Annotated in this window: 28 protein-coding genes and 1 other RNA gene; 9 read left to right on the top strand and 20 right to left on the bottom strand. The window is 67.0% G+C overall.

Annotated features, from left to right (window positions below; genetic code table 11):
- Positions 1-92: 92 nt before the first annotated feature.
- Both AE618_RS17865 and AE618_RS17860 read left to right on the top strand, forming a co-directional pair.
- Positions 93-938: an aldo/keto reductase gene (locus tag AE618_RS17865; RefSeq protein ID WP_432704514.1), complete on the top strand. Its 846-nt coding sequence runs from the start codon at positions 93-95 to the stop codon at positions 936-938.
- Positions 939-1,013: 75 nt separating this feature from the next.
- The gene (locus AE618_RS17860) at positions 1,014-2,597 is read left to right on the top strand and encodes an ABC transporter substrate-binding protein (RefSeq protein ID WP_054210389.1); all 1,584 of its coding nucleotides are present in this window, start codon (positions 1,014-1,016) and stop codon (positions 2,595-2,597) included.
- Between the two features lie 33 nt (positions 2,598-2,630).
- Here AE618_RS17860 and hisA read toward each other — a convergent pair whose 3' ends face one another.
- The 17 genes from hisA to rpmH form a co-directional block, all read right to left on the bottom strand.
- On the bottom strand, positions 2,631-3,371 hold the full coding sequence (hisA, locus tag AE618_RS17855) for a 1-(5-phosphoribosyl)-5-[(5-phosphoribosylamino)methylideneamino]imidazole-4-carboxamide isomerase (RefSeq protein ID WP_082365370.1): 741 nt from the start codon (positions 3,369-3,371) through the stop codon (positions 2,631-2,633).
- Positions 3,359-4,015, bottom strand: coding sequence for an imidazole glycerol phosphate synthase subunit HisH (gene hisH, locus AE618_RS17850; protein WP_054210388.1), 657 nt, complete (start codon positions 4,013-4,015; stop codon positions 3,359-3,361). The genes hisA and hisH overlap by 13 nt, the downstream gene beginning before the upstream one ends.
- Positions 4,012-4,494 carry a DUF2628 domain-containing protein gene (locus AE618_RS17845; RefSeq protein ID WP_054210387.1) on the bottom strand — a complete coding sequence of 161 codons (483 nt, stop codon included), beginning with the start codon at positions 4,492-4,494 and terminating at the stop codon, positions 4,012-4,014. The genes hisH and AE618_RS17845 overlap by 4 nt, the downstream gene beginning before the upstream one ends.
- An 11-nt stretch (positions 4,495-4,505) precedes the next feature.
- Positions 4,506-5,093 (bottom strand): imidazoleglycerol-phosphate dehydratase HisB, encoded by a 588-nt coding sequence (gene hisB / locus AE618_RS17840; RefSeq protein ID WP_054210386.1) that lies wholly within the window; start codon positions 5,091-5,093, stop codon positions 4,506-4,508.
- Positions 5,094-5,264: 171 nt separating this feature from the next.
- Entirely contained in the window at positions 5,265-6,461 is a 1,197-nt protein-coding gene (locus tag AE618_RS17835) for an O-succinylhomoserine sulfhydrylase (protein WP_054210385.1), read from the bottom strand.
- Positions 6,462-6,553: 92 nt separating this feature from the next.
- Positions 6,554-7,294, bottom strand: a complete 741-nt coding sequence (locus tag AE618_RS17830) for a pyrimidine 5'-nucleotidase (RefSeq protein ID WP_082365369.1) — start codon at positions 7,292-7,294, stop codon at positions 6,554-6,556.
- 178 nt (positions 7,295-7,472) lie between these two features.
- Positions 7,473-8,369, bottom strand: coding sequence for an acetylglutamate kinase (argB, locus tag AE618_RS17825; RefSeq protein ID WP_054210384.1), 897 nt, complete (start codon positions 8,367-8,369; stop codon positions 7,473-7,475).
- 101 nt (positions 8,370-8,470) lie between these two features.
- Entirely contained in the window at positions 8,471-8,752 is a 282-nt protein-coding gene (locus tag AE618_RS17820) for a BrnA antitoxin family protein (RefSeq protein ID WP_054210383.1), read from the bottom strand.
- Positions 8,712-8,984, bottom strand: coding sequence for a BrnT family toxin (locus AE618_RS27450; protein ID WP_082365368.1), 273 nt, complete (start codon positions 8,982-8,984; stop codon positions 8,712-8,714). Before AE618_RS27450 ends, AE618_RS17820 begins: the two co-directional genes overlap by 41 nt.
- A gap of 57 nt (positions 8,985-9,041) precedes the next feature.
- Positions 9,042-9,410 carry a DUF423 domain-containing protein gene (locus AE618_RS17810; protein WP_054210381.1) on the bottom strand — a complete coding sequence of 123 codons (369 nt, stop codon included), beginning with the start codon at positions 9,408-9,410 and terminating at the stop codon, positions 9,042-9,044.
- 1 nt (position 9,411) lies between these two features.
- On the bottom strand, positions 9,412-10,179 hold the full coding sequence (locus AE618_RS17805) for an AAA family ATPase (protein ID WP_054210380.1): 768 nt from the start codon (positions 10,177-10,179) through the stop codon (positions 9,412-9,414).
- A 16-nt stretch (positions 10,180-10,195) separates the two neighbouring features.
- On the bottom strand, positions 10,196-11,437 hold the full coding sequence (locus tag AE618_RS17800) for an alpha/beta hydrolase family protein (protein ID WP_054210379.1): 1,242 nt from the start codon (positions 11,435-11,437) through the stop codon (positions 10,196-10,198).
- 119 nt (positions 11,438-11,556) lie between these two features.
- A complete protein-coding gene (yihA, locus tag AE618_RS17795) occupies positions 11,557-12,222 on the bottom strand; it encodes a ribosome biogenesis GTP-binding protein YihA/YsxC (protein WP_054210378.1) in 666 nt (221 codons plus the stop codon).
- Between the two features lie 10 nt (positions 12,223-12,232).
- The gene (locus tag AE618_RS17790) at positions 12,233-12,859 is read right to left on the bottom strand and encodes a CatB-related O-acetyltransferase (RefSeq protein ID WP_054210377.1); all 627 of its coding nucleotides are present in this window, start codon (positions 12,857-12,859) and stop codon (positions 12,233-12,235) included.
- Positions 12,860-12,928: 69 nt separating this feature from the next.
- Positions 12,929-14,812, bottom strand: coding sequence for a membrane protein insertase YidC (gene yidC / locus AE618_RS17785; RefSeq protein WP_054210517.1), 1,884 nt, complete (start codon positions 14,810-14,812; stop codon positions 12,929-12,931).
- Positions 14,813-14,867: 55 nt separating this feature from the next.
- Entirely contained in the window at positions 14,868-15,290 is a 423-nt protein-coding gene (rnpA, locus tag AE618_RS17780) for a ribonuclease P protein component (protein WP_054210376.1), read from the bottom strand.
- 52 nt (positions 15,291-15,342) lie between these two features.
- Positions 15,343-15,477 carry a 50S ribosomal protein L34 gene (rpmH, locus tag AE618_RS17775; protein ID WP_054210375.1) on the bottom strand — a complete coding sequence of 45 codons (135 nt, stop codon included), beginning with the start codon at positions 15,475-15,477 and terminating at the stop codon, positions 15,343-15,345.
- A 260-nt stretch (positions 15,478-15,737) separates the two neighbouring features.
- Here rpmH and ffs point away from each other — a divergent pair.
- From ffs to recR, 4 genes are all read left to right on the top strand, one after another.
- Positions 15,738-15,834: signal recognition particle sRNA small type (gene ffs, locus AE618_RS27445), an RNA gene on the top strand.
- Between the two features lie 111 nt (positions 15,835-15,945).
- Positions 15,946-17,814: a DNA polymerase III subunit gamma/tau gene (locus AE618_RS17765; protein WP_054210373.1), complete on the top strand. Its 1,869-nt coding sequence runs from the start codon at positions 15,946-15,948 to the stop codon at positions 17,812-17,814.
- Positions 17,815-17,851: 37 nt separating this feature from the next.
- Positions 17,852-18,172, top strand: coding sequence for a YbaB/EbfC family nucleoid-associated protein (locus AE618_RS17760; RefSeq protein WP_054210372.1), 321 nt, complete (start codon positions 17,852-17,854; stop codon positions 18,170-18,172).
- A 162-nt stretch (positions 18,173-18,334) separates the two neighbouring features.
- Positions 18,335-18,940 carry a recombination mediator RecR gene (gene recR / locus AE618_RS17755; RefSeq protein ID WP_054210371.1) on the top strand — a complete coding sequence of 202 codons (606 nt, stop codon included), beginning with the start codon at positions 18,335-18,337 and terminating at the stop codon, positions 18,938-18,940.
- Positions 18,941-18,944: 4 nt separating this feature from the next.
- Here recR and AE618_RS17750 read toward each other — a convergent pair whose 3' ends face one another.
- Positions 18,945-19,673: an outer membrane protein gene (locus AE618_RS17750; protein WP_054210370.1), complete on the bottom strand. Its 729-nt coding sequence runs from the start codon at positions 19,671-19,673 to the stop codon at positions 18,945-18,947.
- Between the two features lie 196 nt (positions 19,674-19,869).
- Between AE618_RS17750 and AE618_RS17745 the strand changes: the two genes are divergently transcribed.
- The 3 genes from AE618_RS17745 to AE618_RS17735 all read left to right on the top strand — a co-directional run bounded on the left by AE618_RS17745 (position 19,870) and on the right by AE618_RS17735 (position 23,230).
- Positions 19,870-20,916, top strand: a complete 1,047-nt coding sequence (locus AE618_RS17745) for a YihY/virulence factor BrkB family protein (RefSeq protein ID WP_054210369.1) — start codon at positions 19,870-19,872, stop codon at positions 20,914-20,916.
- A gap of 81 nt (positions 20,917-20,997) precedes the next feature.
- Positions 20,998-22,239, top strand: a complete 1,242-nt coding sequence (locus AE618_RS17740) for an NAD(P)/FAD-dependent oxidoreductase (protein WP_054210368.1) — start codon at positions 20,998-21,000, stop codon at positions 22,237-22,239.
- A 118-nt stretch (positions 22,240-22,357) separates the two neighbouring features.
- Positions 22,358-23,230: a VOC family protein gene (locus AE618_RS17735; protein WP_248310924.1), complete on the top strand. Its 873-nt coding sequence runs from the start codon at positions 22,358-22,360 to the stop codon at positions 23,228-23,230.
- Here the strand turns inward: AE618_RS17735 and AE618_RS17730 are convergent.
- Together AE618_RS17730 and AE618_RS17725 are read right to left on the bottom strand one after the other, a co-directional pair.
- The gene (locus AE618_RS17730) at positions 23,227-23,604 is read right to left on the bottom strand and encodes a response regulator (RefSeq protein WP_054210367.1); all 378 of its coding nucleotides are present in this window, start codon (positions 23,602-23,604) and stop codon (positions 23,227-23,229) included. The genes AE618_RS17735 and AE618_RS17730 overlap by 4 nt on opposite strands.
- 172 nt (positions 23,605-23,776) lie before the next feature.
- Entirely contained in the window at positions 23,777-24,280 is a 504-nt protein-coding gene (locus AE618_RS17725; RefSeq protein ID WP_054210366.1) for a DUF992 domain-containing protein, read from the bottom strand.
- Positions 24,281-24,294: the final 14 nt, after the last annotated feature.

Below are 24,294 nucleotides of genomic sequence, written 5' to 3'. Positions count from 1 at the left end.
TCTAGTGTACGAGACCGACCTATAATGTAGAGATGTTTCTACATTCTTGGAAGAGTGTCGATCGAACTGGCAACGAGCAGCCGAGGGAATGGATAATGACGAGGCCATTCGGACCGACCGGCCGCGAGATCGCCACCATCGGCCAGGGCAGCTGGTATATCGAGCAGGGCGACAAGCGCGCGGCCGTGGCGGCGTTGCGGCGCGGGCTCGATCTCGGCCTCAGCCATATCGACACGGCGGAGATGTATGGCGACGGCCGCTCCGAGGCGATCGTCGGCGAGGCCATCGCGGGGCGCCGGAACGAGACCTTCCTGGTCTCGAAGGTGCTGCCGCACAACGCCTCGAAGACCGGCACCCGCGCTGCCTGCGAGCGCTCTCTGCGCCATCTGAAGACCGACCGGCTCGACTGCTATCTCCTGCACTGGCGCGGTCCGCACCCCCTGGCGGAAACCTTCGCCGCCTTCGAGGGGCTGAAGGCCGAGGGCAAGATCCTGTCCTGGGGCGTCAGCAATTTCGACGTCGACGACCTCGACGAGGCGCTGGCCGCGGCAGGTCCGGGCGCGATCGCCTGCAATCAGGTGCTCTACCATCTGCGCGAACGCGCCATCGAACATGCCGTGATCCCCTGGTGCGAACGCAACGGCGTCGCCGTCACCGCCTACAGCCCGTTCGGCCATGACGACTTTCCCTCTCCCGGGAGCGCTGCGGGCCGGGTTCTCGGCGAGATCGCCGCGAGCCATGGCGCGACCGCCCGCCAGGTGGCGCTCGCCTTCCTGACGCGGCGCGCCACCGTCTTCGCCATCCCGAAGGCGGCTGGCATGGCCCATGTCGAGGACAATGCGGGAGCGCTGCATCTGGCGCTGACGGAAGGCGAGCTCGCCCGGATCGACACCGCCTGTCCGCGTGGTCCCAAGCCGCGCTCGCTGCCGATGCTGTAGGCGGGCACCGTTCCAGGGCAGCGGCTGGCACGAGCCGTGCTTGAAAGCGCGTTTCCGCCTGCTGGAGTTCTGCCCATGGATCGCCGTCGTTTCCTCAAGACCTCAGCCGCTGCCTCGGCCCTGCTCGCCGCACCGAGCCTGGCGCTCGGCCAGGGCAACAACGTGCTGCGTTTCGTGCCCTATGCCGATGTCGCGATCATCGATCCGATCTGGACGACGGCCTATGCGACGCGCACCCATGCGCTGCTGGTCTTCGACACGCTGTTCGGGCTCGACGAGAACCTGCAGCCGCAGCCGCAGATGGTCGAGGGCCATCTCGTCGAGGATGGCGGCAAGCGCTGGACGCTGACGCTGCGGCCTGGCCTCGTCTTCCACGACGGCACGAAGGTGCTGGCGCGCGACTGCGTCGCCAGCCTCAAGCGCTGGGGCGTGCGCGATGCCTTCGGCCAGGCGGTGATGGCGGCGACCGACGAGATCGTGGCGGCCGACGACCGCACCATCGTCTTCCGGCTGAAGCGGCCCTTCCCGCTGCTGGCGCATGCGCTGGCCCGGCCGAGCTCGCTGATCCCGGTGATGATGCCGGAGCGGCTGGCGCTGACCGATCCGTTCAAGCAGATCCCCGAGGCGATCGGCAGCGGGCCGTTCAGCTATGTCATGGGCGAGCGCGTTCCCGGCGCGAGGCACATCTATGCCAGGCATGCTGCCTACGTGCCGCGTCAGGGCACGCCGAGCTTCACGGCCGGAGCCCGCACCGCGCATGTCGACCGCGTCGAGTTCCAGGTCATCCCGGACGCAGCGACCGCTGCGGCGGCCCTTCAGTCCGGCGCCGTCGACTGGGTCGAGCAGCCCTTGATCGACCTGCTTCCGGTGCTGAAGGCCAATCGCGACATCGTCGTCGAGATCAAAGACCCGTTCGGCTGGTGCGGCCAGGTCCGGCTCAATCACACGCAGCCGCCCTTCGACAATCCGGCGGTGCGGCGCGTCATCCTCAAGGGGTTGAACCAGACCGAATGCATGCAGGCCGTCGCGGGCGCGGACAGTTCGCTCTGGAAGGACCGGACCGGCTTCTTCGGCGCCGTCTCCGAGATGGCGAGCGAGGCCGGGCTGGAGGCGATCGGCTCGTCCTCCGACTATGGCGCCCTCAAGAAGGAGCTCATCGAGGCCGGCTACAAGGGCGAGCGCGTCGTCTTCCTGTCCGGCCAGGACGTCGCCCGCATCAGCGCCGTCTGCGAGGTCGCGGCCGAGATGATGCGCAAGATCGGCATGAACGTTGATTTCGTGCCGGCCGACTGGGGCACGGTGATCCAGCGCATCGCCAAGCGCGGACCTGTCGAGGAGGGCGGCTGGAGCTGCTACGTCACCTATTGGTCGGGGCTCGACCTGGCGACGCCGGCGACCAACACACCCTTGCGTGCCAATGGCGCCAAGGGAGCGACCGGCTGGCCCGACAGCCCTGCGATCGAGGCGCTGCGCGACAAATGGCTCACCGCCGGCGATCTCGCGGAGCAGAAGACGATCGCGCGCGATCTCCAGCTTCAGGCGCTGAAGGACGTGCCCTTCGTGCCGGCGGGTCAGTATTTCCAGCCGGTGGCGTATCGCAAGAACCTGACCGGGATGCTGAAGGGCGTGCCGGTCTTCACCAACATCCGCAAGAGCTGAGGGCAGGCTGGAGCCTGGGTGGCCTCTGGCCGCTCAGGCCGCGCGCGCCAGCCGCTCCAGCGCGGCGGCGGGGTCGATGCGCCCGTCATAGAGCGCGCGGCCGGTGATGGCGCCTTCGAGGATCGCGGCATCGGGTGCCATCAGCCGCTCGATGTCGGCCATGGAGGCGAGCCCCCCCGAGGCGATGACGGGGATGGTCAGCGCCTTGGCAAGCGCGATCGTGCCCTCCCAGTTGATGCCCTGGAGCATGCCGTCGCGGGCAATGTCGGTGTAGACGATCGCCGCCACGCCGGCATCCTCGAAGCGCCGGCCGAGATCGTCGGCGGCCAGCGCCGAGGTTTCGGCCCAGCCCTCGACCGCGACGAAGCCGTCGCGCGCATCGATGCCGACCGCGACCTGGCCCGGAAATGCCTTCGCCGCCGCGCGCACGAAGGCGGGGTCGCGCACGGCGGCCGTGCCGATGATGACGCGGGCAACGCCCTTGGACAGCCAGCCCTCGACCGTCCCGAGGTCGCGAATGCCGCCGCCGAGCTGAACCGGGAAGGCGACGCGCTTCAAAATCGCCTCGACGGCTGCCGCATTCATCGGCTTGCCGGCGAAGGCGCCGTCGAGATCGACGACATGCAGCCACTGGAAGCCCTGCCCCTCGAAGGCCGCTGCCTGTGCCGCGGGATCGTCGTTGAAGACCGTCGCCCGGTCCATGTCGCCCTGCTTCAGGCGCACGCACTGACCGTGCTTGAGATCGATGGCGGGGAAGAGGATCACGGCGTCCATCCCAGGAAATTGGCGATCAGCCTGAGTCCGAGCGTCTGGCTCTTCTCGGGGTGGAACTGCGTTCCGGCGATGTTGTCGTGGCCGACCATTGCGGTGACGGGGCCGCCATGATCGGTCACGGCGATCACGTCGGCCGGCCTCTGCGCGGACAGCGCGTAGGAATGGACGAAATAGGCGTGCAGGCCGTCCGGGCCGGTCGCGATGCCGTCGAGCAGGGCGTGCTCGTTCTGTTGGCCCAGCGTGTTCCAGCCCATATGCGGGATCTTGAGCCCCTTGCCCTCGGGAACGATCAGCGTGACATCGCCGGGAATCCAGCCGAGGCCGGGCGTGACCGTATGTTCGAGCCCGCGCGAGGCGAGAAGCTGCATGCCGACGCAGATGCCGAGGAAGGGCCGGCCCTTGCCGCGCACCACCTCCTCCAGCACCTCGACCATGCCGGGCACGGCATCGAGTCCGCGACGGCAATCGGCGAAGGCGCCGACGCCCGGCAGCACGATACGGTCGGCCGCGCGAACCTCATCGGTGTCGCTGGTGACGCGGATGGTCGAGGCGATGCCGGATTCGAGCGCGGCGCGCTCGAAGGCCTTGGCGGCCGAGTGCAGATTTCCCGAGCCGTAGTCGATGATGACGACCGACTGGCTCATCGGCCCCGCGCCTCGGGAAAGAGCCCGATGATCGGCACCGGCCCGACGGGCTGCGGACGCGCGGGCGGCAGCGGCAGGCGCGGCGGCATCGCTTCGCCGGCCAGCGCACGCTCGAAATAGCGCCGTTCGGCCTCGGCCAGATCGCGGGCCTCGACGACATCGGCCAGACGCCAGCCCTGGCGCGCCAGCTTGCGGGCGATCAGGTTGTGGCCTTCCAGCCCAAGGAAGATCGCGATCGTCCAATGCGCGATCAACAGCGCGCCACGCGTCATGCCGAACTGGCTGCCGGCATAGAACAGCGCGCCCCAGAGCAGGCCGTAGATCAGCGTCGCCAGCCAGAGTCGCCTGCCGAGCAGCCAGAGCCCGCCGAAAATGAACGCCGCCCAGGTGAAGGTCTCGGGCAGCAGCCGCGCCTGCTCGATCTCGTCGCGCGGTCCGCCGGAGCCCGGCGGCGGGATCATCACCGTGTAGAATGCCATGATCGACCCTTTCAGAGCGCGCCCTTGGTCGAGGGCACGCGGCCGCCCTCGCGCGGATCGACTTCGAGCGCCGCGCGCAGCGCTCGCGCCAGACCCTTGAAGCAGCTCTCGGCGATATGATGGGCGTTGTCGCCGTAAAGCGTTTCGACATGCAGCGTGATGCCGGCATTCATGGCGAAGGCCTGGAAGAACTCGCGCACCAGCTCGGTGTCGAAGGTGCCGATCTTCTGCGCCGCGAACCGCGTCCGGAAGACGAGGAAGGGCCGACCGGAGACGTCCACGGCGACGCGCGTCAGCGTCTCGTCCATCGGCAGGTGGATATCGGCATAACGCCGGATGCCCTTCTTATCGCCGAGCGCCTGCTTCAGGGCTTCGCCGAGCGCGATGCCGGTGTCCTCGACCGAGTGGTGGTCGTCGATATGGGTGTCGCCTTTCACCGCGACCTTGAGGTCGATCAGCGAATGCCGTGCGAACAGGTCGAGCATATGGTCGAAGAAGCCGACGCCGGACGAAATCTCTGCCTTGCCGGTGCCGTCCAGCACGAGCGAGACCGCGATATCGGTCTCGTTGGTACGGCGCTTCACTTCGCCAGAACGCATGGTGGCCTCTGTTTCACGAGCAATTCGCGAGGCTTTAGCAGGCGAGGCAAGCGAAGGCCATGGCCGAGGCCAGGCTCCGTCATGCTCGGGCGCAGACCCGAGCATCTCTTGCCGGAGATTCTCGGGTCTGCGCTGCGCTCCGCCCGAGAATGACGCGGTGGCGCTCGACTCTCAAACCCCCGCCAGTGCCGCCGCCAAATCGGCGACGAGGTCGTCGGCGTGTTCGAGGCCGACGGAGAGGCGGATCAGGCCTTCCGAGATGCCCATGCTGGCGCGGATCTCCGGCGAGAAGCGCTGATGTGTCGTCGTCGCCGGATGGACGATCAGGCTCTTGGCGTCGCCGAGATTGTTGGAGATGCGGATCAGCTTGAGGCCATTGAGGAAGCGGAAGGCGCCGGCCTTGCCGCCTTCGACCTCGAAAGCGACCAGCGTCGAGGGGCCGGTCATCTGCCGGGCGATGATGTCGGCCTGGGGATGGGACTTCAGGCCCGGGAAGATGACCTTCGGCAGCTTGGGCTGCGTCGCCAGCCAGTTTGCGACGATTCCCGCGTTATGCGCCTGCTGGCGCACGCGCAGCGGCAGGGTCTCCAGCGCCTTCAGCATCACCCAGGCATTGAAAGGCGAGATCGCAGGGCCGGTCTGGCGCAGATAGGTCTGCACATGGGTCTCGATGAAGGCCTGCGAGGCCAGGATCAGCCCGCCGAGACAGCGGCCCTGGCCGTCGATGTGCTTGGTCGCGGAGTAGACGACGCAATCGGCACCAAGTTGCAGCGGGCGCTGGAACAGCGGCGTGGCGAAGACATTGTCGACGACCAGCGTCGCGCCGACCTCTTTCGCCAGCGCGGCGACGGCGGCGATGTCGATCACCTCCAGCGTCGGGTTGGACGGGCTTTCCAGGAAGAACACCTTGGTCTGGGGCGTCACCGCCGCGCGCCAGGCGTCGATGTCGGGCCCGTCGACCAGTGTCGAGGTCACGCCATAACGCGGCAGATGCTCCTCGACGACATAGCGACAGGAGCCGAACAGCGCCTGCGCCGCGACGACATGATCGCCCTGGCGGACCTGCCCCATGATCGCGGCGGTGACGGCCGCCATGCCGGTGGCGGTGGCGCGACAGGCCTCGGCGCCCTCGAAGGCGGCCATGCGGGCTTCCAGCATGGCAACCGTCGGGTTTGAGAAGCGGGCATATTGGAAGCCGGGATCCTTGTTCAGGAAACGCGCCTCGGCCTGCTCGGCGCTGTCATAGACATGGCCCTGCGTCAGGAAGAGCGCTTCGGATGTCTCGCCGAACTGCGACCGCATCGTGCCGGCATGGACGAGACGCGTCTCGGGATGAAGGCTGGCCGCGCCGCCGTCGAATGCCGACATGATGAAAGCTCCAAAGCGTTCGTTATAACGAACCGATGGCGTATCATCCTGCGTCGCTTCCGTAAAGAAGAACGGCTTTGCTGCAGTGGGCGCTAGTTGCGCGCCAGCGGTGTCAGGAAGCCGGTCAGGTCCGAGGTGACGTGATGCACATGTCCGGCCTCGATCGCCGCCTGTTCCCAGGCCTCGCGGAAGGGATCGGGTGTTCGCGGGATGATCAGGACCGTCTTCATGCCCAAGGCGCTCGGCACGATCAGGTTCTTCTCGATATCCTCGAACATCGCCGCCCGGCCCGGATCGACGGAGTGCTTGGCCAAAAACAGCTCATAGGTCGAGCGCTCCGGCTTGGGCGTGAAGCCGGCCGCGACGATGTCGAAGACATCCTCGAAATGCTCGAGGATGCCGAGCTTGCCGGCCACATTGCGGGCATGGCCGACCGAGCCGTTGGTCAGGATGAGCTTTCGCCCGGGCAGCGCCGCGATCGCCACGCCGAGTGCCGGGTCGGGCTCGAGCAGGCTGAGGTCGACGTCGTGGGCGAAGTCGAGGAAGTCGTCGGGATCGACATCATGCTCGACCATCAACCCGTTCAGGGTCGTGCCGTAGCGATGGTAGTAGTAGTTCCGCAGCGCGTGGGAGGAGAGGCCGTCGAGCCCGAACAGCTCCTGCAGGAACAGCGTGATGCGCTGATTGACCTGCGGCCAGACCCGGCTCTCATGCGAATAGAGCGTGTTGTCGAGGTCGAAGACCCAGTGGTCGACATGCGCGAACGCCGCCACCTGGAGCGGCGGGGTCGCGACGGGTGGGGCGTCGGCAGGAATGGCGGCGTGCGTGTTCATCGGACGGACTCATGTGGCGAGCCGATCCTGACATGCAAGAGTTCTGCTAGCGGTTAACGGCCGAGACCGTCGTGAAGCCGGCCTCCGTCATTGCGAGCGCAGCGAAGCAATCCAGGAGGTCTCGCTCAACGGCCCTGGATTGCTTCGCTGCGCTCGCAATGACGAATCGGAGGCGTTCCTACCGCCGGATGATCGTGCCCGAGCCGGTATCGGTGAAGAGCTCGATCAGCACGGCATGGGGCACCTTGCCGTCGAGGATGACCACCGCCTCGACGCCCTTTTCCAGCGCGTAGATGCAGGTCTCGATTTTGGGGATCATGCCGCCCGAGATCGTGCCGTCGGCGATCAGGCGCCGGCACTCCTCGACCGTCAATTCGGGGATCAGCACCTTGTCCTTGGTCAGGACGCCCGGCACGTCGGTGAGCAGCAGCAGGCGCTTGGCGTTGAGCGCGCCCGCGATGGCGCCCGCGAAGGTGTCGGCGTTGACGTTGTAGGTCTGGCCGTCGGCCGCCGCGCAGACCGGCGCCAGCACTGGGATCAGTTCGGCCTTGAGCACGGAATCGAGCACGGAGGTATCGACCTTGTCGGGCTCGCCGACGAAGCCGAGATCGAGCACCTCCTCGATCTTGGAATCGGGATCGACGATGGTGCGCGTCACCTTGCGGGCGGTGACCATGTTGCCGTCCTTGCCGCACAGCCCGATCGCCTTGCCGCCCTCGCGCGAGATATAGCCGACGATCTCCTTGTTGACCGAGCCGGCGAGGACCATCTCGACGACGTCGACGGTGGCGGCGTCGGTGACGCGCAGCCCCTGCTTGAACTCGGATTGGATGCCGAGCTTCCCGAGCATGCGCGCGATCTGCGGCCCACCGCCATGGCACACGACGGGCTTGAGCCCCGATTGCTCGAGCAGGACGACGTCCTCGGCGAAATCCTCGGCGGTGGCGGCATCGCCCATGGCGTTGCCGCCATATTTGATCACGATGATCTCCTGATCGTAGCGCTGCATATGCGGCAGCGCTTGGACGAGGAGGTCGGCCGATTGCGACGGCGTCAGATGGGCGGGGTTGATCATCGGTCGAAGCTCCGCGATGGCGCGCGAGGCAACCGCGCCGGGTGCGGCTTCTAGCGGAAGATCGGGCGCAGCGGAAGCCGGGCCGGGGCGCGTGAAGCGGTTCAGCCGGCCGCCTTTTTGATCGCGTCTGCCATGCGTGCGCGCCAGTCCGTGCCCTCGCGCTTGTAACGCTCGATCAGGCTTGGTGGGAGACGCAAAGTCACGACCTGTTTGGCGTCGGCCAACTTGGGCCGGCCGGGCGGGCGCGTTAAAGTGCCCTGCGCTGGACGGATGATCGTGTCGCCGTCGGAAATCTCGGCGCGCGCAAATTGCTCGGCGGTCCAGGGTGGAGCATCGTCGGGGTCAACGAAAAGCGGCTCGGGCTTGCTCCGCTTCGTCTTCATGGCAATACCTCATTGATATCACGTGCCGAGCTGGCGGGCGTGGCGTCCAGACGACCATAACGACACGGCCATCGAGCATCCCATAGGTCTGGAAGCGATCTTCTCCATAGTCCCGGCGATCGTCTCGCATCGTGGCCTTCCTGCCAGCGAACACTTTGGCAGCATCGGCGAAATCGAGACCGCGTTCCTCCAGCGTCGCATCGCGCTTGGCCGGGTGATACGTGATCTCCATTCCTACGCAGGCTAGATGCAATCAGGCCAAACGTCAATATCCGTAATACGAAAACGATCACGCGCGCTTGGCGAACAGTGCCGACAACGCCAGCAGCAGCCAGCCGCCCAGCATCGCAAAGCCGCCGATCGGGGCGGCGCGCGGGAACAGCGCCTCGCTGGAAAAGCCCCGGCGCGAAAGGTCCGCGGCGAAGAGCGCGACGCCGGCGATGATGAGCGAGAGGGCTATGCGCGCCAGGAGATCGGCCAGAAAGCCGGCCTTGCGGGCGGCTGTCGCGCCGAAGACCAACGGCGCGTGAAACATCAGCATCTGCCCGGCTGTCTGGACATTGGTCGTGCCCGTGACATGCGCAGCCGCGGCGAGCAGCGCCACACCGGACAGCCCCATCAGGGCGGCCAGGAAGAGATGGATCTTCGCTGCGGTCATCTCAGTCCTCGATCGCGAGTTCGACGAACCCGGCGGGATCGGCACAAAACTCGCGCATGATGCGGAAATGGGCGGTGTCCTCCAGCGCGATCGGATCCAGCCCGTATTTCGACAGGCCGAGCAGGCGCGCTCCGGGAAACGCCATCAGCATCGGGGAATGGGTCGCCATGATCACCTGCGTGTGTCCCGCCCGCTCGATCCGCTGCAGCAGCTTGAGGAACGTCATCTGACGTGCCGGCGACAGTGCTGATTCCGGCTCGTCGAAAATGAAGAAGCCCTGCCGCCTGCAGCGCTCCTCGAAAAAGCGCAGAAATCCTTCGCCGTGGGAATGGGACAGAAAGTCCGGGGGCGGCGGCCCCATTGGATCGTCTAAAGCCGCCTCGTCGAGATAGCGCGCCACCGAGAAGAAGCTCTCGGCTCGGAAGAACCAGCCGCTGGTGATCTTGGGCAGCCAGCTCGCGCGCAAGGCGTCGCCGAGGGCCCCTCCCATCGCTTCGATGGCCCTCGAATGGTCGACCGGCCGGTAGCCCTTGCCGCCGCCCGCCTCGTCATAACCGGCGAGCGCGGCGATGCCTTCCAGCAGTGTCGATTTCCCGGTCCCGTTCTCGCCGACGATGATCGTGATCGCGCGGTCAAAGCCCAGTTCAAAGCCGCGCGCCAGGAAGGGCAGACAAAACGGATAGAGCGAAGGATCGGCGACCTTGTCCTCGTCGAGCCAAACCCGCTTGAGGAAAGGAGCCGGCAGACGTGTGGGTCGCGATCCTCTCATTTGCCCGAATTTCCGCTCACTGCCCGTCGAACCAGGCCTTCCACTGCGGCACGGCCGTGGCGAAAGTGCCGCGATGGCTCGTGTCGCCAGTCGGCACCGCCTCGACGGTGCCGTTGCCGATCGCCTTTTGATAGGTCATCGGCAGCTGGCCGATTTCGATGCGGATCGCCTCGTCGGTCAGGCCGTAATAGGTCCGCACCGGCGTCTTGATCACCCAGCGATAGGCGCTGGTCTGCGCCACCAGCCGGCCATAGGCCGAGTTGGCGAAGAACTGGGCGTCGAAATACTCCGGCCGGATCAGCTTGCGCAGGTCGGTCGGCACGGCGTTCTGGTCGAAGGGCTCGCGCAGATAGGCTTTGCGCGAAATCTCGTAGGTCTCGTCGGTCAGGAGCGCGCGGGCGAGGCCGGGCATGTTGTGGTAGTTCTCGAAGGAGAACACGTTGAGGATGAAGATCGTCGTGATCCAGTTCGCGTCGATCTTGCGCGGGAAATTCAGGAATCCGTTGAAGGCGGCGAAGGCATCGGCGGGCGCGCTGGCGGTGGTTGCGGCCTTCACGGGCATGCCGACGGCCTCAAGCCTCTCCAGCATGGCGAGCGTGACGAAGCCGCCCTGCGACCAGCCGCTGAGGAAGAGCTTGCTGTCGGCGAGCTTGAGATCGGCGAGCACGGCGCGGCTGGCCACGACCATGTCGTAGGTCGCCTGCTGGTGGCTGCCCTTGACGAGGTAGCCCTCCGGCTCCTTCGAGGCGCCCATGCCGAAATAATCGGCCCCGGTGACGAGATAACCTTGCCCGGCGAACTGGGCGATCATCAGCTGCGTTTCGGGCGACTGCTCGGGGAAGGAGGGAACCTGTTCCTTCCCGTAGACCGTGCCGTGCTGGTAGGAGACCATCGGGAAAGTGGTGTCGGCGGTGTCGGGAACCGCCAGCAGGCCGGTGGCGGTGATCGGCCGGTTGCCCTGCTCGGGCACGACCGACGGATAGCTCACGCGGTAGAGCTTCACGGCGTTGCGCGCCGGCGAATAGGCGACGGTGATGCCGGCGAATGTCGGCGTGTCGGTGGTCAGGATCTGGTTGAGCTTGGCGACGTCCCAGCGCCCGATCAGTTCGTACTGGATGCCTGACGACACCTTGATTGGCGCAGACGCGGCCGGAGCCGTCGGAACCAGGGCCGCCGTCTGGGCGAGGGCCGGGAGGCCCAGCGTCAAGGTCGTCGCCAGCAGCGCGGCGAATGAGTGAACGCGGATCGATGACAACATGAAGGCTCCCCCGGCCCGCCGGGGTGGCCAGGGCATCAGGCCAAGCGTCCCCGCAGCGTGCCACTCACCCTGCACAGCCGATGTAAAGATTTGGTGGCCGATCCTGCGTCAGCCGCCTCTCAGCTGCGCTCCGCCAGCACGCGCCCGACGGCGGCGCGTAGTTCGGGAATCCCCAGGCCGGTCTCGCTCGAGGTCAGCAGCACCTCGGGGAAGGCGGCCGGCCGGCGCTTGATCTCGTCATAGGTCGCCTCGCACATGAACTGCTGGTCGGCCTGCTTGATCGCGTCGCCCTTGGTCAGCACGACCTGATAGGACATCGCCGCCTTGTCGAGCGTCTCGAGCACGGCGTTGTCGACGTCCTTGAGGCCATGGCGCGCGTCGATCAGCAGATAGACCCGCATCAGATTGGGCCGGCCGCGCAGATATTCGTGGATCAGGTTGGTCCAGGAGGCGACCTTGGCGCGGCCCACCGCCGCGTAGCCATAGCCGGGCATGTCGACGATGGTGAGCCGCTCGTCGCCGCCGACCTGGCGGAAGAAGTTGAGCTGCTGCGTGCGGCCGGGCGTGTGCGAGGTCCGCGCCAGCGCGTTGCGGCGCGTCACGGCGTTGATCAGGCTCGACTTGCCGACATTGGAGCGGCCGGCAAAGGCGATCTCGTGGCCCACCATCGTCGGCAGGTCGTCGACATGGGTCGAGGCCCAGACGAAATCCCACGGCCCCTCGAAGAGCTTGCGGGCGGATTCGATCTCGTCGTCGGTGAAGGGTGTCGTCGTGCTCGTGGTCATGGTCCTACGCCTACACGGCGGCGCGCAGCGCGTCGATGTCCGCGCCCGCGATCGCCGCGACATTGCGGCCGATCTTCTCCGTGTCCCAGTCCCACCAGGCGATCGTCAGCAGTGCGGAGACGACCTCGTCGGGAAAGCGCATCCTGACGACGCGGCCGGGATTGCCGACGACGATCGCATAGGGCGGCACGTCCTTGGCGACCTGCGCGCGTGTACCGATGATGGCGCCGTCGCCGATGGTGACGCCGGGCATGATCACCGCCTCGCGACCGATCCAGACATCGTTGCCGATGCGCGTGTCGCCGCGATGGGGCTGGTCGGTGACGTTTGGCGCGCCCTCGATGCCGAACATCTGGAACGGGTAGGTCGAGAAGCCTGACATCGGGTGGTTGGCGCCGTTCATGACGAACTGCGCGGCTTGGGCGATCGCCACGAATTTGCCGATGATCAGCCGGTCGCCGACAAAGTCGAAATGGTAGCGCACGCAGCGGGCGACGAAATGCTCGGGGCCGCGCGAGTCGTCGTAATAGCTGTAGTCGCCGACCTCGATCAGCGGGTGATCGACGATCGCCTTGAGGAAGGCGGTGCCCTTCCAGCCGGGAATCGGGTGGCGCGTGAGCGGGTCTGGAAGGGGCATGAGGGCGAATGGCGAGATGGCGAGTGGCGAATGGGAAGATCACCTTTCCATTCGCCACTCGCCATTCGCTTATTTCTTGTTGCTGTTGGCGGGCTTGCCCGGCGTGGGCACGGCCGCGGCAGGGTCCGGTTTCTTGCCGAACATGCTCTTGATGTTGTCGAACAGCTCGATCTTCACGCCGTGCTTGCGCATGATGTAGCCCTGCTGGGTCACCGAGAGCAGGTTGTTCCAGCTCCAGTAGATCACCAGGCCGGCCGGGAACGAGCCGAGCAGGAAGGTGAAGAACACCGGCATCCAGGTGAACATCATCTTCTGCACCGGATCCGGCGGCTCCGGGTTCATCTTCATCTGCACGAACATCGTGATGCCCATGATGATCGGCCACAGGCCGAGATGCAGCACCGACGGCGGCGTGAAGGGAATGAGGCCGAACAGATTGAACAGGTTCGTCGGATCGGGCGCGGCGAGATCGCGGATCCAGCCGAAGAACGGCGCGTGCCGCATCTCGATGGTGATGAAAAGGATCTTGTAAAGCGCGAAGAACACCGGGATTTGCACCAGCACCGGCCAGCAGCCGGCGAGCGGGTTGATCTTCTGGGTCTTGTACAGCTCCATCAGAGCCTGCTGCTGCTTCATCTTGTCGTCGGCATAGCGCTCGCGCAGCGCCAGCATCTCCGGCTGCATCGCCTTCATCTTCGCCATCGAGGCGTAGGACTTGCTGGCGAGCGGGAAGAAGACGCCCTTCAGCAGCAGCGTGACGATCAGGATCGCGATGCCGAAATTGCCGACATGCTTGTAGATCCAGTCGAGCAGGAAAAACATCGGCTTGGTGATGAAGTAGAACCAGCCCCAGTCGATCAGCAGGTCGAAGCGCTTGATGCCGAGGTCGCGCTCATAGCCGTTGATGGCGGCGACTTCCTTGGCGCCGGCGAACAGGCGCGCCGTGCTCGTGGCAGCAGCGCCGGGGGCGACCGTCACGGCTTCGGCCAGGAAATCGGCCTGATAGGCGCGGCTGCTGCCGGTCTGCACCGAGGAGAAGCGGCCCTCATATTTGCGCGACTGGTCCGGCACGACCGTAGCGGCCCAGTACTTGTCGGTGATCCCCACGAAGCCGCCGGTGACGTCCTTCCAGACGCGGCCATTGGTGCCGGCCGAGAGCAGCGGCTCCTTGTCGACATGGTCGTAGGTGAATTCCTGCAGGCCCTGTTCGCCGAGAACGCCGATCAGGCCCTCATGCAGCACGTAATAGCCCAGCGTCGGCGGGCGGCCGTGACGGACGACCTGCGCATAGGGAAACAGCGTGACGCCGGCTGCCCCCTTGTTCTCGACCTCGTCCTTGATCTGGAACATCGCGTTCTCGTCGACGGTGACGATGCGGCGGAAGAGCAGGCCCTGGCCGTTATCCCAGGTCAGCGTCAGCGGCTTGGCCGGCGTGAGCACCTGGGCGTCGGGAGTCCAGACCGTCGTCGCGTTCGGCAGCGGCACGCTGGTGCCCGGCGCCGCGACCCATCCGAAATCGGTGTAGTAGCCATTGGGGCTGCCCAGCGGCGAGAGCAGCACGATGATCGGGCTGTTGGGATCCACCGTCTCGCGGAACGCCTTGAGCGAGATGTCGTCGATGCGCGCGCCGGTGAGCGAGATCGAGCCGGCGATCCGGGGCGTGTCGATGCGGATGCGCGGGCTGGCGGCCAGCGCCTGCTCGCGGGTTCCCGCCACCGGGGTCGCCGGCACACTGCCCGGGACGGATGTCGTCGCGGACTGGCCCGGCACGCTCGAGGGTGCAGGAGCCGCCCCCGTGCCGGGAGCCGGCGTCTGGCTGGTCGCCTGCTGGTTCTGCTGCGCGACCTGCTTCTGCTTTTCCATCTGCGGCACGCCGTAGAAGTACTGCCAGCCGAGCAGCACGACCACGGAGAGCGTGATCGCCAGAAGCAGATTGCGGTTGTCTTCTTTCATCATGATGGAAAACAGATCTCGCTCACGCCCCGTCGGGCTTTAGGGATTCAGGGCTCTAGGATGGTTGGCGGGCCGCACGGACGCGGGCCGTGTCGGGCTTGCCTGACGAACGAGGCTTTCGGCCCGGCCCCGCCGGGCGGGCGCGATCGATGGCGATGGACAGTTCGCTGACCAGGAGGCGGAAGCCGGCAGAAAGCGTCTCGGGCCGCGCGACGATGACGACGTCGCAGCGCCGGTCGGCCTGGGCGGCGAGTGCCTCCGCCGCCGCGACGCGCAGGCGTCGGCGAATGCGGTTGCGCTTGACGGCGTTGCCGACCTTTCGCGACGCGGTCAGGCCGAGGCGCAGGCCGGCAGGCTCGCGCGCTTCGTCTGCCTCGGCATCACGCACCTGAACGGTGAATGCGGACGAACGAAAACGGCGGCCGTGATCGGCCGCCGCCAAAAACTGCTTGCGTTGCTTCAGACGGGCGAGGCGCATGGCGATTGGCCAGTCTTCTGCAAAAGGCGCGCGGTGATCACGCGCCTGTGGCTCAGGCCGAGAGCTTCTTGCGGCCGTGGGCGCGGCGAGCGGCGATGACCTTGCGGCCGCCGGTCGTCGCCATGCGGGCGCGGTAGCCGTGGCGGCGCTTGCGAACCAGCTTGCTGGGTTGATAGGTTCTCTTCATCGTCCGTCTCCGGGGCCCTGTCAGCGCGGCGGTCGCGGCTTCCCGTGAGAAGCGTGGCCATCCGAGCCTGTCATGCGAAAGGTTCCGCGCCGCCCGCTGGGGGTAGCGCAAGTCGCGGGCTTATGACGGATGGCCCGATCCAAGTCAATGACGAACTCGCGGCGAAGGCCACGCCTGCGACGAAGCTTCGCGGCGAATTTTGCCGCGCGGTCCGCCAGGGCGCGCTTGCGCTTCCCGGCCTTATCCCCGATATAGCGGCCGGGAGGTTGGCGAGGGACGTCTCACTCGCCAACCGGGTCAGGTCCGGAAGGAAGCAGCCCTAACGAGACCGAACGGGTCTTCGTCCAGCCTCCCACCTTTGCAAAGCGCGCCAGTCCCAGCGCTCCGGCCGGACGCTCCTGCCAGACTGCGGGCGTCTCCCCGGAAACGGGCGTTGACCCCCACGCGGCGAACCGCCAAACCAGACCGATGAGCGACGACACGAACGCAAGCCCCCCCGCCGACGAGCCGGGCTTCGCCGGTTTCGACCCGGCGCCCGTTGCTGTGCCTGTGGCGATGTCCGCCGCTTCGCCCTATCGCGTGCTGGCGCGCAAATACCGCCCCGCGCATTTCGGCGACCTGATCGGCCAGGATGCGATGGTGCGCACGCTCACCAATGCGTTCGCAGCCGGGCGCATTCCGCAGGCCTGGATGCTGACCGGCGTGCGCGGTGTCGGCAAGACCACGACCGCCCGCATTCTCGCCCGCGCCCTGAACTACCAGACGCCCGATGGCGGCGGCGGCCCGACGACCGATCTCCGGGAGTTCGGCATCCACTGCAAGGAGATCATCGAGGGTCGGCACATCGACGTGCAGGAGATCGACGCGGCTTCCAACAACGGCGTCGACAACATCCGCCAGATCAACGACGCGGTGCGCTACGCGCCGGTCTCGGCGCGCTACAAGGTCTATATCGTCGACGAGGTGCACATGCTCTCGACGGGGGCCTTCAACGCCTTCCTGAAGACGCTGGAGGAGCCGCCGCCGCATGCGCGCTTCATCTTCGCGACGACCGAGATCCGCAAGGTCCCGGTGACGGTGCTGTCGCGCTGCCAGCGCTTCGATTTGCGCCGCATCGATACGGGAGTCATGCTGCCATATCTCGCCAATATCTGCCGGCAGGAGGGCATCGAGGCCGACGACGAGGCGTTGGCCGCCGTTGCGCGGGCCGGCGAGGGATCGGCCCGCGACTGCCTTTCGATCCTCGACCAGGCGATCGCCCATGCTGCGGGCCCGATCACGCTAGACGAAGTCCGAACCATGCTCGGGCTGGCAGACCGGGCGCGCGTCATCGATCTGTTCGAGGCGGTGATGAAGGGCGACATCGCGGCCGCGCTCGGCGAACTCAGGGCGCAATACGATGCCGGCGCCGACCCGAGCGTGGTGCTGGGCGACCTCGCCGAGTTCACCCATCTGGTGACGCGCCTCAAGCTCGTGCCCGACGCGGTCAAGGACAACAGCCTCGCCCAGGCGGAGCGGGTGCGTGGCGGCGATTTTGCCCAGCGCCTGTCGATCCGCGTGCTGGCCCGCACCTGGCAGATGCTGCTGAAGGGCCTCGCCGAGGTGAAGCAGGCCGACCGGCCGATCATGGCGGCCGAAATGGTGCTGGTGCGGCTGGCTCATGCCGCCGACCTGCCGACCCCCGACGAAGCGCTGAAGATGCTGCGCGACGGCTCGGGAAGCGTCGGCGGCGGCCAGGGCATGCCATCGGCGCCGCGCCCGCCATCCGGCGGCGGCAACACCGCGCTCGCCGCGCGGCCGATCCTCGCCAGCGCCAATCCAATGCCCGAGATGGCGGCCGCGCCGCGCGCCCAGGCGCAAGCTGCCGTGATGGTGGCCTCGCTGGAGGACGTCGTTGCGCTGGCCTCGCAGCATCGCGACATCACGCTGAAGCTCGCGCTGGAGCGCGATGTCCGCCCGGTTCGCTTCGAGCAGGGGCGGATCGAGTTCGCCTTGGGCTCAAGCGCATCGCGCACGGTCGCGACCGACCTGTCGCGCCGCCTGAAGGAATGGACCGGCCAGACCTGGATGGTCGCGGTGGTCAATGCCGAGGGTGGGGCGACGCTGCGCGAGCAGGCCGAGGCCGTGAAGGGCCGGCGCGAGAGCGATGCCGCTTCGCACCCGGCCGTGAAGGCTGTCCTGGAGCGCTTTCCGGGCGCGCGCATCGTCGATGTGCGTGATCCGCGCGCGGCGGAAGCCGACACGCCTGCGACGCCTGCGCTGGAGAACGAGTATCTGCCGGATGGCGAGCCGCTCTTCGACGACAGCGAGCCGGATTTCGACGGAATCGATTTCTGAGCTTCCGGATTTCCGAGATTCAAAGGGAGACGCACCGATGCGCGACATGATGGGCCTGATGAAGCAGGCGCAGGACATGCAGCAGAAGATGGCCAATGTTCAGGCCGAGCTGGATACCATCGAGGTCGAGGGCGCGGCCGGAGGCGGCATGGTCACGGTGACGATGACGGCCAAGGGCGCGCTCAAGGCGGTGAAGATCGACCCTGCCCTGATGGTCGCCGACGAGCGCGAGATCCTCGAGGACCTGATCGTCGCGGCCAGCAGCGACGCCCGCAACAAGGCCGACCGTGTGATGCAAGAGCGCATGGCCGAGATCACCAAGGGCCTGCCGATCCCGCCCGGCATGAAGCTGTTCTGATGATCCACCACGCCGACGGTTGTCATTCCGGAGCTTCGCGCAGCGAAGAACCCGGAACCCACGACCGGGCGAGCGGGATCGCAGGCACGCCTACCAAGGGGCTCGCCCGGTCGTGGGTTCCGGGTTCGGCCTGCGGCCGCCCCGGAATGACAGGGTAGAACCATGTCCCGCGCCATTGCCGGCCCCGAGATCGAGCGGCTGATCCAGCTGCTTGCCAAGCTGCCTGGCCTCGGGCCGCGTTCAGCCCGACGCGCCGCGTTGCATCTCGTCAAGAAGCGCGAGGCCCTGCTGGGGCCGCTGGCCGAGGCGATGGCAGTTGCGCGCGAGCGCATCGTCGTCTGCTCGACCTGCGGCAATGTCGACACCAGCGACCCCTGCTCGCTCTGCGCCGACCCGCGCCGCGACGACAGCCTCATCGTCGTCGTCGCCGATATCGGCGATCTCTGGGCGCTGGAGCGCTCGGGGGCGGTGGCGGGCCGCTATCATGTGCTCGGCGGCGTGCTCTCGGCGCTCGACGGCATCAGGCCCGAGCATCTCACCCTCGACGCGCTGGTGGCGCGTGCGTCCGATCCGGCTATGCGGGAGATCATCCTGGCACTCAGCGCCACCGTCGACGGCCAGACCACGGCGCATTTCATCACCGATCTGCTGGCGCATCTGCCGCTGAAGGTGACGAAGCTCGCCCATGGCGTGCCGGTCGGCGGGGAGCTCGATTATCTCGACGACGGCACGCTCGCCGCCGCGATCCGCCAGCGCACCGGCTTCTAGGCCGTTAGAACTTGTAGCCGGCGCTGACGCGCAGGGCATGCGTCGTCGGCTCGTGGCGCACGGCCAGCCCGAGCAGCGGTCCGCGCCCGGTCTCGTTGACCTTGCCGAAATCGGTATAGCGGTATTCGGCGCCGAGGATCAGGTTGTCGGTATAGGCGAAATTGACGCCGGCGCCGCCGGTCCAGCCGGTCGCCGAGCGCGTCGCGCTCTCCGCCAACCCCGTCGCGGTATTCTGAAGGCTGTAATCGAAATCGGTGAAGGCCGCGCCGCCGGTGGCGTAGATCATGAAGCGGTCGAGGGCGAAGCCGACGCGCCCGCGCACCGAGGCCTGCCAGTCGCGCCCGATGCGCGCGGCGATTCCCGGTGCGATCAACGTCGCGTTGGCATCGAGCGCCTCGACATCACCCTCGATGCCGAAGACGATGCTGCCGGCCTGGTAGTTGAAGCCGGCATGGGCGCCGCCCAGCGCGGAATCGGAACTCTGGCGGAACGCGGCGCCGTTGAAGGCGCGTCCCAACGTGTCGGAGAAGCGGGTCCGGTCCTGGCCCCAGACATAGCCAGCCTGCACGCCGAGATAGATGCCGGTCCAGGAATAGAAGGACGGCAGCGCTGGCGCGGGAGGCAGCAGCCTGGAGGAGGGAAGGTCGGCAGCGCCAGCCGGTGCTGCGCCCAGCATGCTGCCGCAGAGGACAAGAAGGCTCGCCAGGCCGGCCTTGAGATGCTGCGTTGCCATCGCGTCTCTCTACTCTGAACGAAACTGTTCGATGCGCTTTCAGACGCATCGTGATGACCATGATCAGAAAGCATTAAGGTTAACGATCGGCTAAGGTCGCTTCTGCGGCACTGGCGCGGGGAACATTCGCGCCAGACTGATGTTGCATCGCGGTGCCGCCGCGCGAGGCTGGACGCGGCAGCGGAGACGATCCTGAATGTCCCTCCTGAAACGGATCACGGGTGCGGCCGGCGTCGGCGTCGCGCTGGGTTATGTCTCCGAGGTGGTGACGCGGCGCCTGACCCGTGAAAGACGCCAGGCGGCGCGCGGGCGCATGGCAAAAACGCCGCTGCAGATGCCCTGGCTCGGCTGGAAGGACGTGCTGCTGCGCTTCGCCGGCAACGTCGCCGACAACCGGATCAGCTCGCTTGCCGGCGCGGTTGCCTTCTTCACGCTGTTGTCGCTGGTGCCGGCGCTTTCGCTGCTGGTGACGATCTACCGCTACCTGACCGACCCCGCGACCATCGCCGAACAGCTCGACGCGGTGACGACGGTGTTCCCGCAAGCCGCGCGCGAGCTGATCCACGAACAGGCGATGCGGCTGGCAGGCCAGAACGTCTCGGCCCTGTCGCTGACGTTCCTGATCAGCTTCCTGGTGGCGGCCTGGTCGGCCAATGCGGCGGTGAAGGCGGTGTTCGACGCGCTCAACATCATCTATCGCGAGCAGGAGAAGCGCAGCTTCCTGAAGCTCAACATCATCTCGCTGGCGACCACGATCAGCGGCGTGGTGCTGCTGGTGGCGGCGTTGACCATCATCGCCAGCCTGCCCGTGGTCACGGCGCTGTTTCCCTTCGCCTACGAGCTCGAACGGTTGATCCGTCTGGTGCGCTGGCCGTCCTTCTTCATCATCGCGACGCTGTCGATCGCCTGCCTGTACTGGATCGGGCCGAGCCGCCAGCGCGCCCGCTTCGTCTGGGTGATGCCTGGCGCTGTCGCGGCCGCTCTGCTCTGGGCGGCAGCGTCCTTCGCCTTCTCCTGGTATGTCGGCACGCTCGGCAATTACACCGCCACCTATGGCTCGCTCGCCACCGTCGTCGTGTTCATGACCTGGCTTTGGCTATCGGCGATGATCGTGCTCGGCGGCGCCGAGCTCAATGCGGAGCTCGAACACCAGACCGCTCACGACACGACCACGGGTCGCCCGAAGCCGCTCGGCCGGCGTGGTGCCAGGATGGCGGACACGATCGGCCCTCCGGCCAGCTGATACGGCCTTCGACCGCCTTGGCCTCCCGTCCGTCGCGCCCGGACGATTCCACCATCCCGCGCGATCCGAGGAGTTCTTGACATGCTCGACCCCGACAGCACGCGCCAGGACGATCTGCGCAGCGGCCGCGGCCCCTGGCTCGCGGGTCCGCCGCGGACGACGAGCGAAGGCCTCGACCGCGACATCCGCTGCGACGTCGTCATCGTCGGCGGAGGCATCACCGGAGCGCTCGCAGCCGAGCATCTGACCGCGCGCGGCCTGGACGTCGTGCTGGTCGATCGCGAGCGCGAAGGCTTCGGCAGCACCGCCGCCAGCACGGCGATGCTGCAATGGGAGATCGATCTGCCCTTGCGCCGGCTCACCGAACTCTACGGGTTCAAGACGGCCGCCGATGTCTATCGCCGCAGCTTCAAGGCGGTCGAGGGTCTGCGCGAGCGGATCGCGCAACTGGCACTGGGCTGCGCCTTTTTCGCGCGCGACACCGTCTATCTCGCGGCCGGCGAGGTCGGCCCGCGCGAATTGCGCGACGAATGGAGCTTGCGCGAGAAGGCCGGCCTGCCCGGCACATTGCTCGATCATGCGACGCTGCTCGGGGCCTTCGGCTTCGACCGGGCGGCGGCGATCGTGTCGCCGGGTTCGGCCGAGGCCGATCCCTTGAGCCTGTGCCATGCGCTCCTGCATGTCGCGGCCGGGCGCGGGGCGCGGCTGATCCGGGACGAGGCGGTCGCCTTCGACTCGACGACGGCCAGCGCTGCCGTCAGGCTCTCCGGCGGCCGCACGATCGAGGCCGGCCATGTCGTGCTGGCGACGGGCTATGTCATGCCAGATTGCGTCGACAGCGACTTGCATCGCGTCGCCTCGAGCTGGGCGATCGCGACACTGCCGCAGGCGCCGCAGGTTCTCTGGCCCGGCCCGGCCCTCGTCTGGGAAGCCTCGGAGGATTACATCTATTGCCGCACGACCACTGACGGCCGCATCGTGCTCGGCGGCGAGGATGAGGACACCGACGATCCCGACACCCGTCAAAGCCTCGGGCCGGAAAAGACGCAGGCGCTTCTCGGCAAGCTGCGCGCGCTGCTGCCGGGCGCCGAGCCGACGCTCGGCCATGCCTGGTCGGGTGCCTTCGGACAGACGGTCGATGGATTGCCGCTGATCGGGCGCGTCCCGGGCAGGCCCCGCATGCTCGCGGCCTATGGCTATGGCGGGAACGGGATCACCTTCAGCTTTCTCGCCTCGCGCATGATCGGCGCGCTTGTTGCCGGCGAGGACGCCCCCTGGTTCAGGCATTTCGCCATTGACAGGCCCGACCCCGCAAAGCTCTGAACCGCCTCGGGATTGCGACGGCGCAATCTCGATCTTGCGGAAGCCGGGGCAGACAAGCCCGCCCTCAAGGCGCATCTATCGGCGATGCGGCTCGACGCCGCGAACGAGGGAGGCTGCCATGATCGCGGTCCAGGACAGCAAGATGAAGACGCCGGTCAATCTGGAAGCGCTCGATGCGCCCTTCCATATCGGGGCGGTGACGCTGCGCGTGCACGATCTGCCCGCTCTGACCGCCTTCTATCGCGATGCGATCGGCCTGACCCTGATCGAGACCGGCGCCGGTGTCGCGACGCTGGGCGTCGATGGGCAGGTGCTGGTGCGGCTCGAACAGGGCGCGATGCGTCCGACATCGCCGGCGGGACTGTTCCACACCGCGATCCTGCTGCCGTCGCGCGCCGATCTCGCCGACTGGATCGGGCATGCCGCGGCGACGCGCCTCCCGCTCGAGGGAGCCTCGGACCATCTCGTCAGCGAAGCGCTCTATCTCTCCGATCCGGAGGGGAACGGCATCGAGATCTATCGCGACCGCCCGCGCGCCGACTGGCCGCGTCGTGACGGCGCGATCAAGATGGCGACCGAGCGCCTCGATCTGGAAGCATTGCTCGCCGAAGCCCGCGCTGGCGCCTATGCCGGCATGCCGAGCGGGACGCGGGTCGGCCACATCCACCTTCGCGTCGGCGACACCGCAGAGGCCGAGAGCTTCTATGTCGGCGTTCTCGGTTTCGACCTGATGGTTCGCTATCCCGGCGCCAGCTTCATGGCGAGTGGCGGCTATCACCACCATATCGCCGGCAATGTCTGGAACAGCCGGGGCGCAGCTCCGCGCCAGGCTGGCGAAGCGGGGCTTGCGTCTTTTGAACTGGTTGCCCGCGACCGGGAGGATTTCGAAACGATGCGCGGACGCATGCTCGCGGCCGGCGGCGCTGAAACGGCTGACGGCGCCGCGATCGCCGACCCGTGGGGCAACCGGCTGGTTCTGCGGGCGCCTTAGGCGCTCGACGGGTTCTGGGATGCCGCGACAGCATCCGAGACGAAGCGCGCGATTTCCTGCGTCGAGAACGGCTTGCGCAGGAAGCGCACGGTACGCAGGTCTTCAGGCACATCGGTGGGGGTCGACCCCGACACGAAGGCGAACGGCGTCCCGTTCCGCAGCAGGTTCGCTGCGACGTCGAACGTCTTGCCGCCCACCACATCGATATCCAAAAGCGCGCAGGATAGCTTCGACGCACAGATGTGGCGGGCCTGCGTGAGGGATTCGACGACGATCAGCTCAGCCCGGGTGCCGAGCTGCTCTGCCACCGCGGACTCGATGTCCATGGCGATGAACGGGTCGTCTTCGACGATCAGGACGCGGATATCAGACATCGACTGCCGCTGCCTTTCCAGTTTTGAACCCAACAACGTATCGACTGGACAACGTTAGCGGGATCGCGAGGTTCCTGAGGGTACCAAAAGCAGCCTGTTTTACGTCAAATGAGATGCAACAAGGTTAGCAAACGGTAACCCCGGGATAGGATCGCAGGCGGCCGCGCAGCGGTTAGCGACGCCGGCCGGGCCGGACCAGGTTCAGCTCGAATCCGGTTACGCCGAGCGCGACATTCACGCCGCGCGACCCTTGAAGAGACAGCGGCTGGAGCGTGACCTCGTTGTTGTTGCCGCCGACCAGCAGGTTCGCGCTGCCGCCGACGCCGGCCGAGGCACCGGCCGTCGCGCCCGCATACTGTCCCGAGAGTGCCCCGAGCGGCGCGCGGGCATAGGGGCCGTACACCCGCCATGACATGGTGCTGCTGCGGATCGTCCCGAGATCGAGGCCGAAATTCCTGACGACGCCGACATAGCGCTGCGCAGGTCCGCGACGCGGCGTGAAGGTGCAGTTCATCGGCCGCTGGGATGTCACGACCAGACCGAGGCCGCCGCCGACATTGCAAGTCAGGCGGCCCGTCGGCGGGCCGGACTGGGCGAAAGAGGGAGCGGTTGAAACCAGAAAGCCCACTGCAGCGACAACAGCAGCGAGGACCGGCCGCGAATGGCGAATGTTCATCTGGAGCTCCTGAC

It is taken from the genome of Allobosea vaviloviae (genome assembly GCF_001298265.1).
GTDB classification, from domain to species: Bacteria; Pseudomonadota; Alphaproteobacteria; order Rhizobiales; family Beijerinckiaceae; genus Allobosea; species Allobosea vaviloviae_B.
Note: the sequence above shows the minus strand (reverse complement) of the source record. Positions and strands in the feature narration are given on the sequence as shown.

What these genes read in the sequence shown, in the direction of transcription:
- AE618_RS17860 (WP_054210389.1), top strand. Translation starts at nt 1,014, where the DNA reads ATGGATCGCCGTCGTTTCCTCAAGACCTCAGCCGCTGCCTCGGCCCTG.
- hisA (WP_082365370.1), bottom strand. Translation starts at nt 3,371, where the DNA reads ATGGACGCCGTGATCCTCTTCCCCGCCATCGATCTCAAGCACGGTCAG.
- hisH (WP_054210388.1), bottom strand. Translation starts at nt 4,015, where the DNA reads ATGAGCCAGTCGGTCGTCATCATCGACTACGGCTCGGGAAATCTGCAC.
- AE618_RS17845 (WP_054210387.1), bottom strand. Translation starts at nt 4,494, where the DNA reads ATGGCATTCTACACGGTGATGATCCCGCCGCCGGGCTCCGGCGGACCG.
- hisB (WP_054210386.1), bottom strand. Translation starts at nt 5,093, where the DNA reads ATGCGTTCTGGCGAAGTGAAGCGCCGTACCAACGAGACCGATATCGCG.
- AE618_RS17835 (WP_054210385.1), bottom strand. Translation starts at nt 6,461, where the DNA reads ATGTCGGCATTCGACGGCGGCGCGGCCAGCCTTCATCCCGAGACGCGT.
- AE618_RS17830 (WP_082365369.1), bottom strand. Translation starts at nt 7,294, where the DNA reads ATGAACACGCACGCCGCCATTCCTGCCGACGCCCCACCCGTCGCGACC.
- argB (WP_054210384.1), bottom strand. Translation starts at nt 8,369, where the DNA reads ATGATCAACCCCGCCCATCTGACGCCGTCGCAATCGGCCGACCTCCTC.
- AE618_RS17820 (WP_054210383.1), bottom strand. Translation starts at nt 8,752, where the DNA reads ATGAAGACGAAGCGGAGCAAGCCCGAGCCGCTTTTCGTTGACCCCGAC.
- AE618_RS27450 (WP_082365368.1), bottom strand. Translation starts at nt 8,984, where the DNA reads ATGGAGATCACGTATCACCCGGCCAAGCGCGATGCGACGCTGGAGGAA.
- AE618_RS17810 (WP_054210381.1), bottom strand. Translation starts at nt 9,410, where the DNA reads ATGACCGCAGCGAAGATCCATCTCTTCCTGGCCGCCCTGATGGGGCTG.
- AE618_RS17805 (WP_054210380.1), bottom strand. Translation starts at nt 10,179, where the DNA reads ATGAGAGGATCGCGACCCACACGTCTGCCGGCTCCTTTCCTCAAGCGG.
- AE618_RS17800 (WP_054210379.1), bottom strand. Translation starts at nt 11,437, where the DNA reads ATGTTGTCATCGATCCGCGTTCACTCATTCGCCGCGCTGCTGGCGACG.
- yihA (WP_054210378.1), bottom strand. Translation starts at nt 12,222, where the DNA reads ATGACCACGAGCACGACGACACCCTTCACCGACGACGAGATCGAATCC.
- AE618_RS17790 (WP_054210377.1), bottom strand. Translation starts at nt 12,859, where the DNA reads ATGCCCCTTCCAGACCCGCTCACGCGCCACCCGATTCCCGGCTGGAAG.
- yidC (WP_054210517.1), bottom strand. Translation starts at nt 14,812, where the DNA reads ATGAAAGAAGACAACCGCAATCTGCTTCTGGCGATCACGCTCTCCGTG.
- rnpA (WP_054210376.1), bottom strand. Translation starts at nt 15,290, where the DNA reads ATGCGCCTCGCCCGTCTGAAGCAACGCAAGCAGTTTTTGGCGGCGGCC.
- rpmH (WP_054210375.1), bottom strand. Translation starts at nt 15,477, where the DNA reads ATGAAGAGAACCTATCAACCCAGCAAGCTGGTTCGCAAGCGCCGCCAC.
- AE618_RS17765 (WP_054210373.1), top strand. Translation starts at nt 15,946, where the DNA reads ATGAGCGACGACACGAACGCAAGCCCCCCCGCCGACGAGCCGGGCTTC.
- AE618_RS17760 (WP_054210372.1), top strand. Translation starts at nt 17,852, where the DNA reads ATGCGCGACATGATGGGCCTGATGAAGCAGGCGCAGGACATGCAGCAG.
- recR (WP_054210371.1), top strand. Translation starts at nt 18,335, where the DNA reads ATGTCCCGCGCCATTGCCGGCCCCGAGATCGAGCGGCTGATCCAGCTG.
- AE618_RS17750 (WP_054210370.1), bottom strand. Translation starts at nt 19,673, where the DNA reads ATGGCAACGCAGCATCTCAAGGCCGGCCTGGCGAGCCTTCTTGTCCTC.
- AE618_RS17745 (WP_054210369.1), top strand. Translation starts at nt 19,870, where the DNA reads ATGTCCCTCCTGAAACGGATCACGGGTGCGGCCGGCGTCGGCGTCGCG.
- AE618_RS17740 (WP_054210368.1), top strand. Translation starts at nt 20,998, where the DNA reads ATGCTCGACCCCGACAGCACGCGCCAGGACGATCTGCGCAGCGGCCGC.
- AE618_RS17735 (WP_248310924.1), top strand. Translation starts at nt 22,358, where the DNA reads ATGATCGCGGTCCAGGACAGCAAGATGAAGACGCCGGTCAATCTGGAA.
- AE618_RS17730 (WP_054210367.1), bottom strand. Translation starts at nt 23,604, where the DNA reads ATGTCTGATATCCGCGTCCTGATCGTCGAAGACGACCCGTTCATCGCC.
- AE618_RS17725 (WP_054210366.1), bottom strand. Translation starts at nt 24,280, where the DNA reads ATGAACATTCGCCATTCGCGGCCGGTCCTCGCTGCTGTTGTCGCTGCA.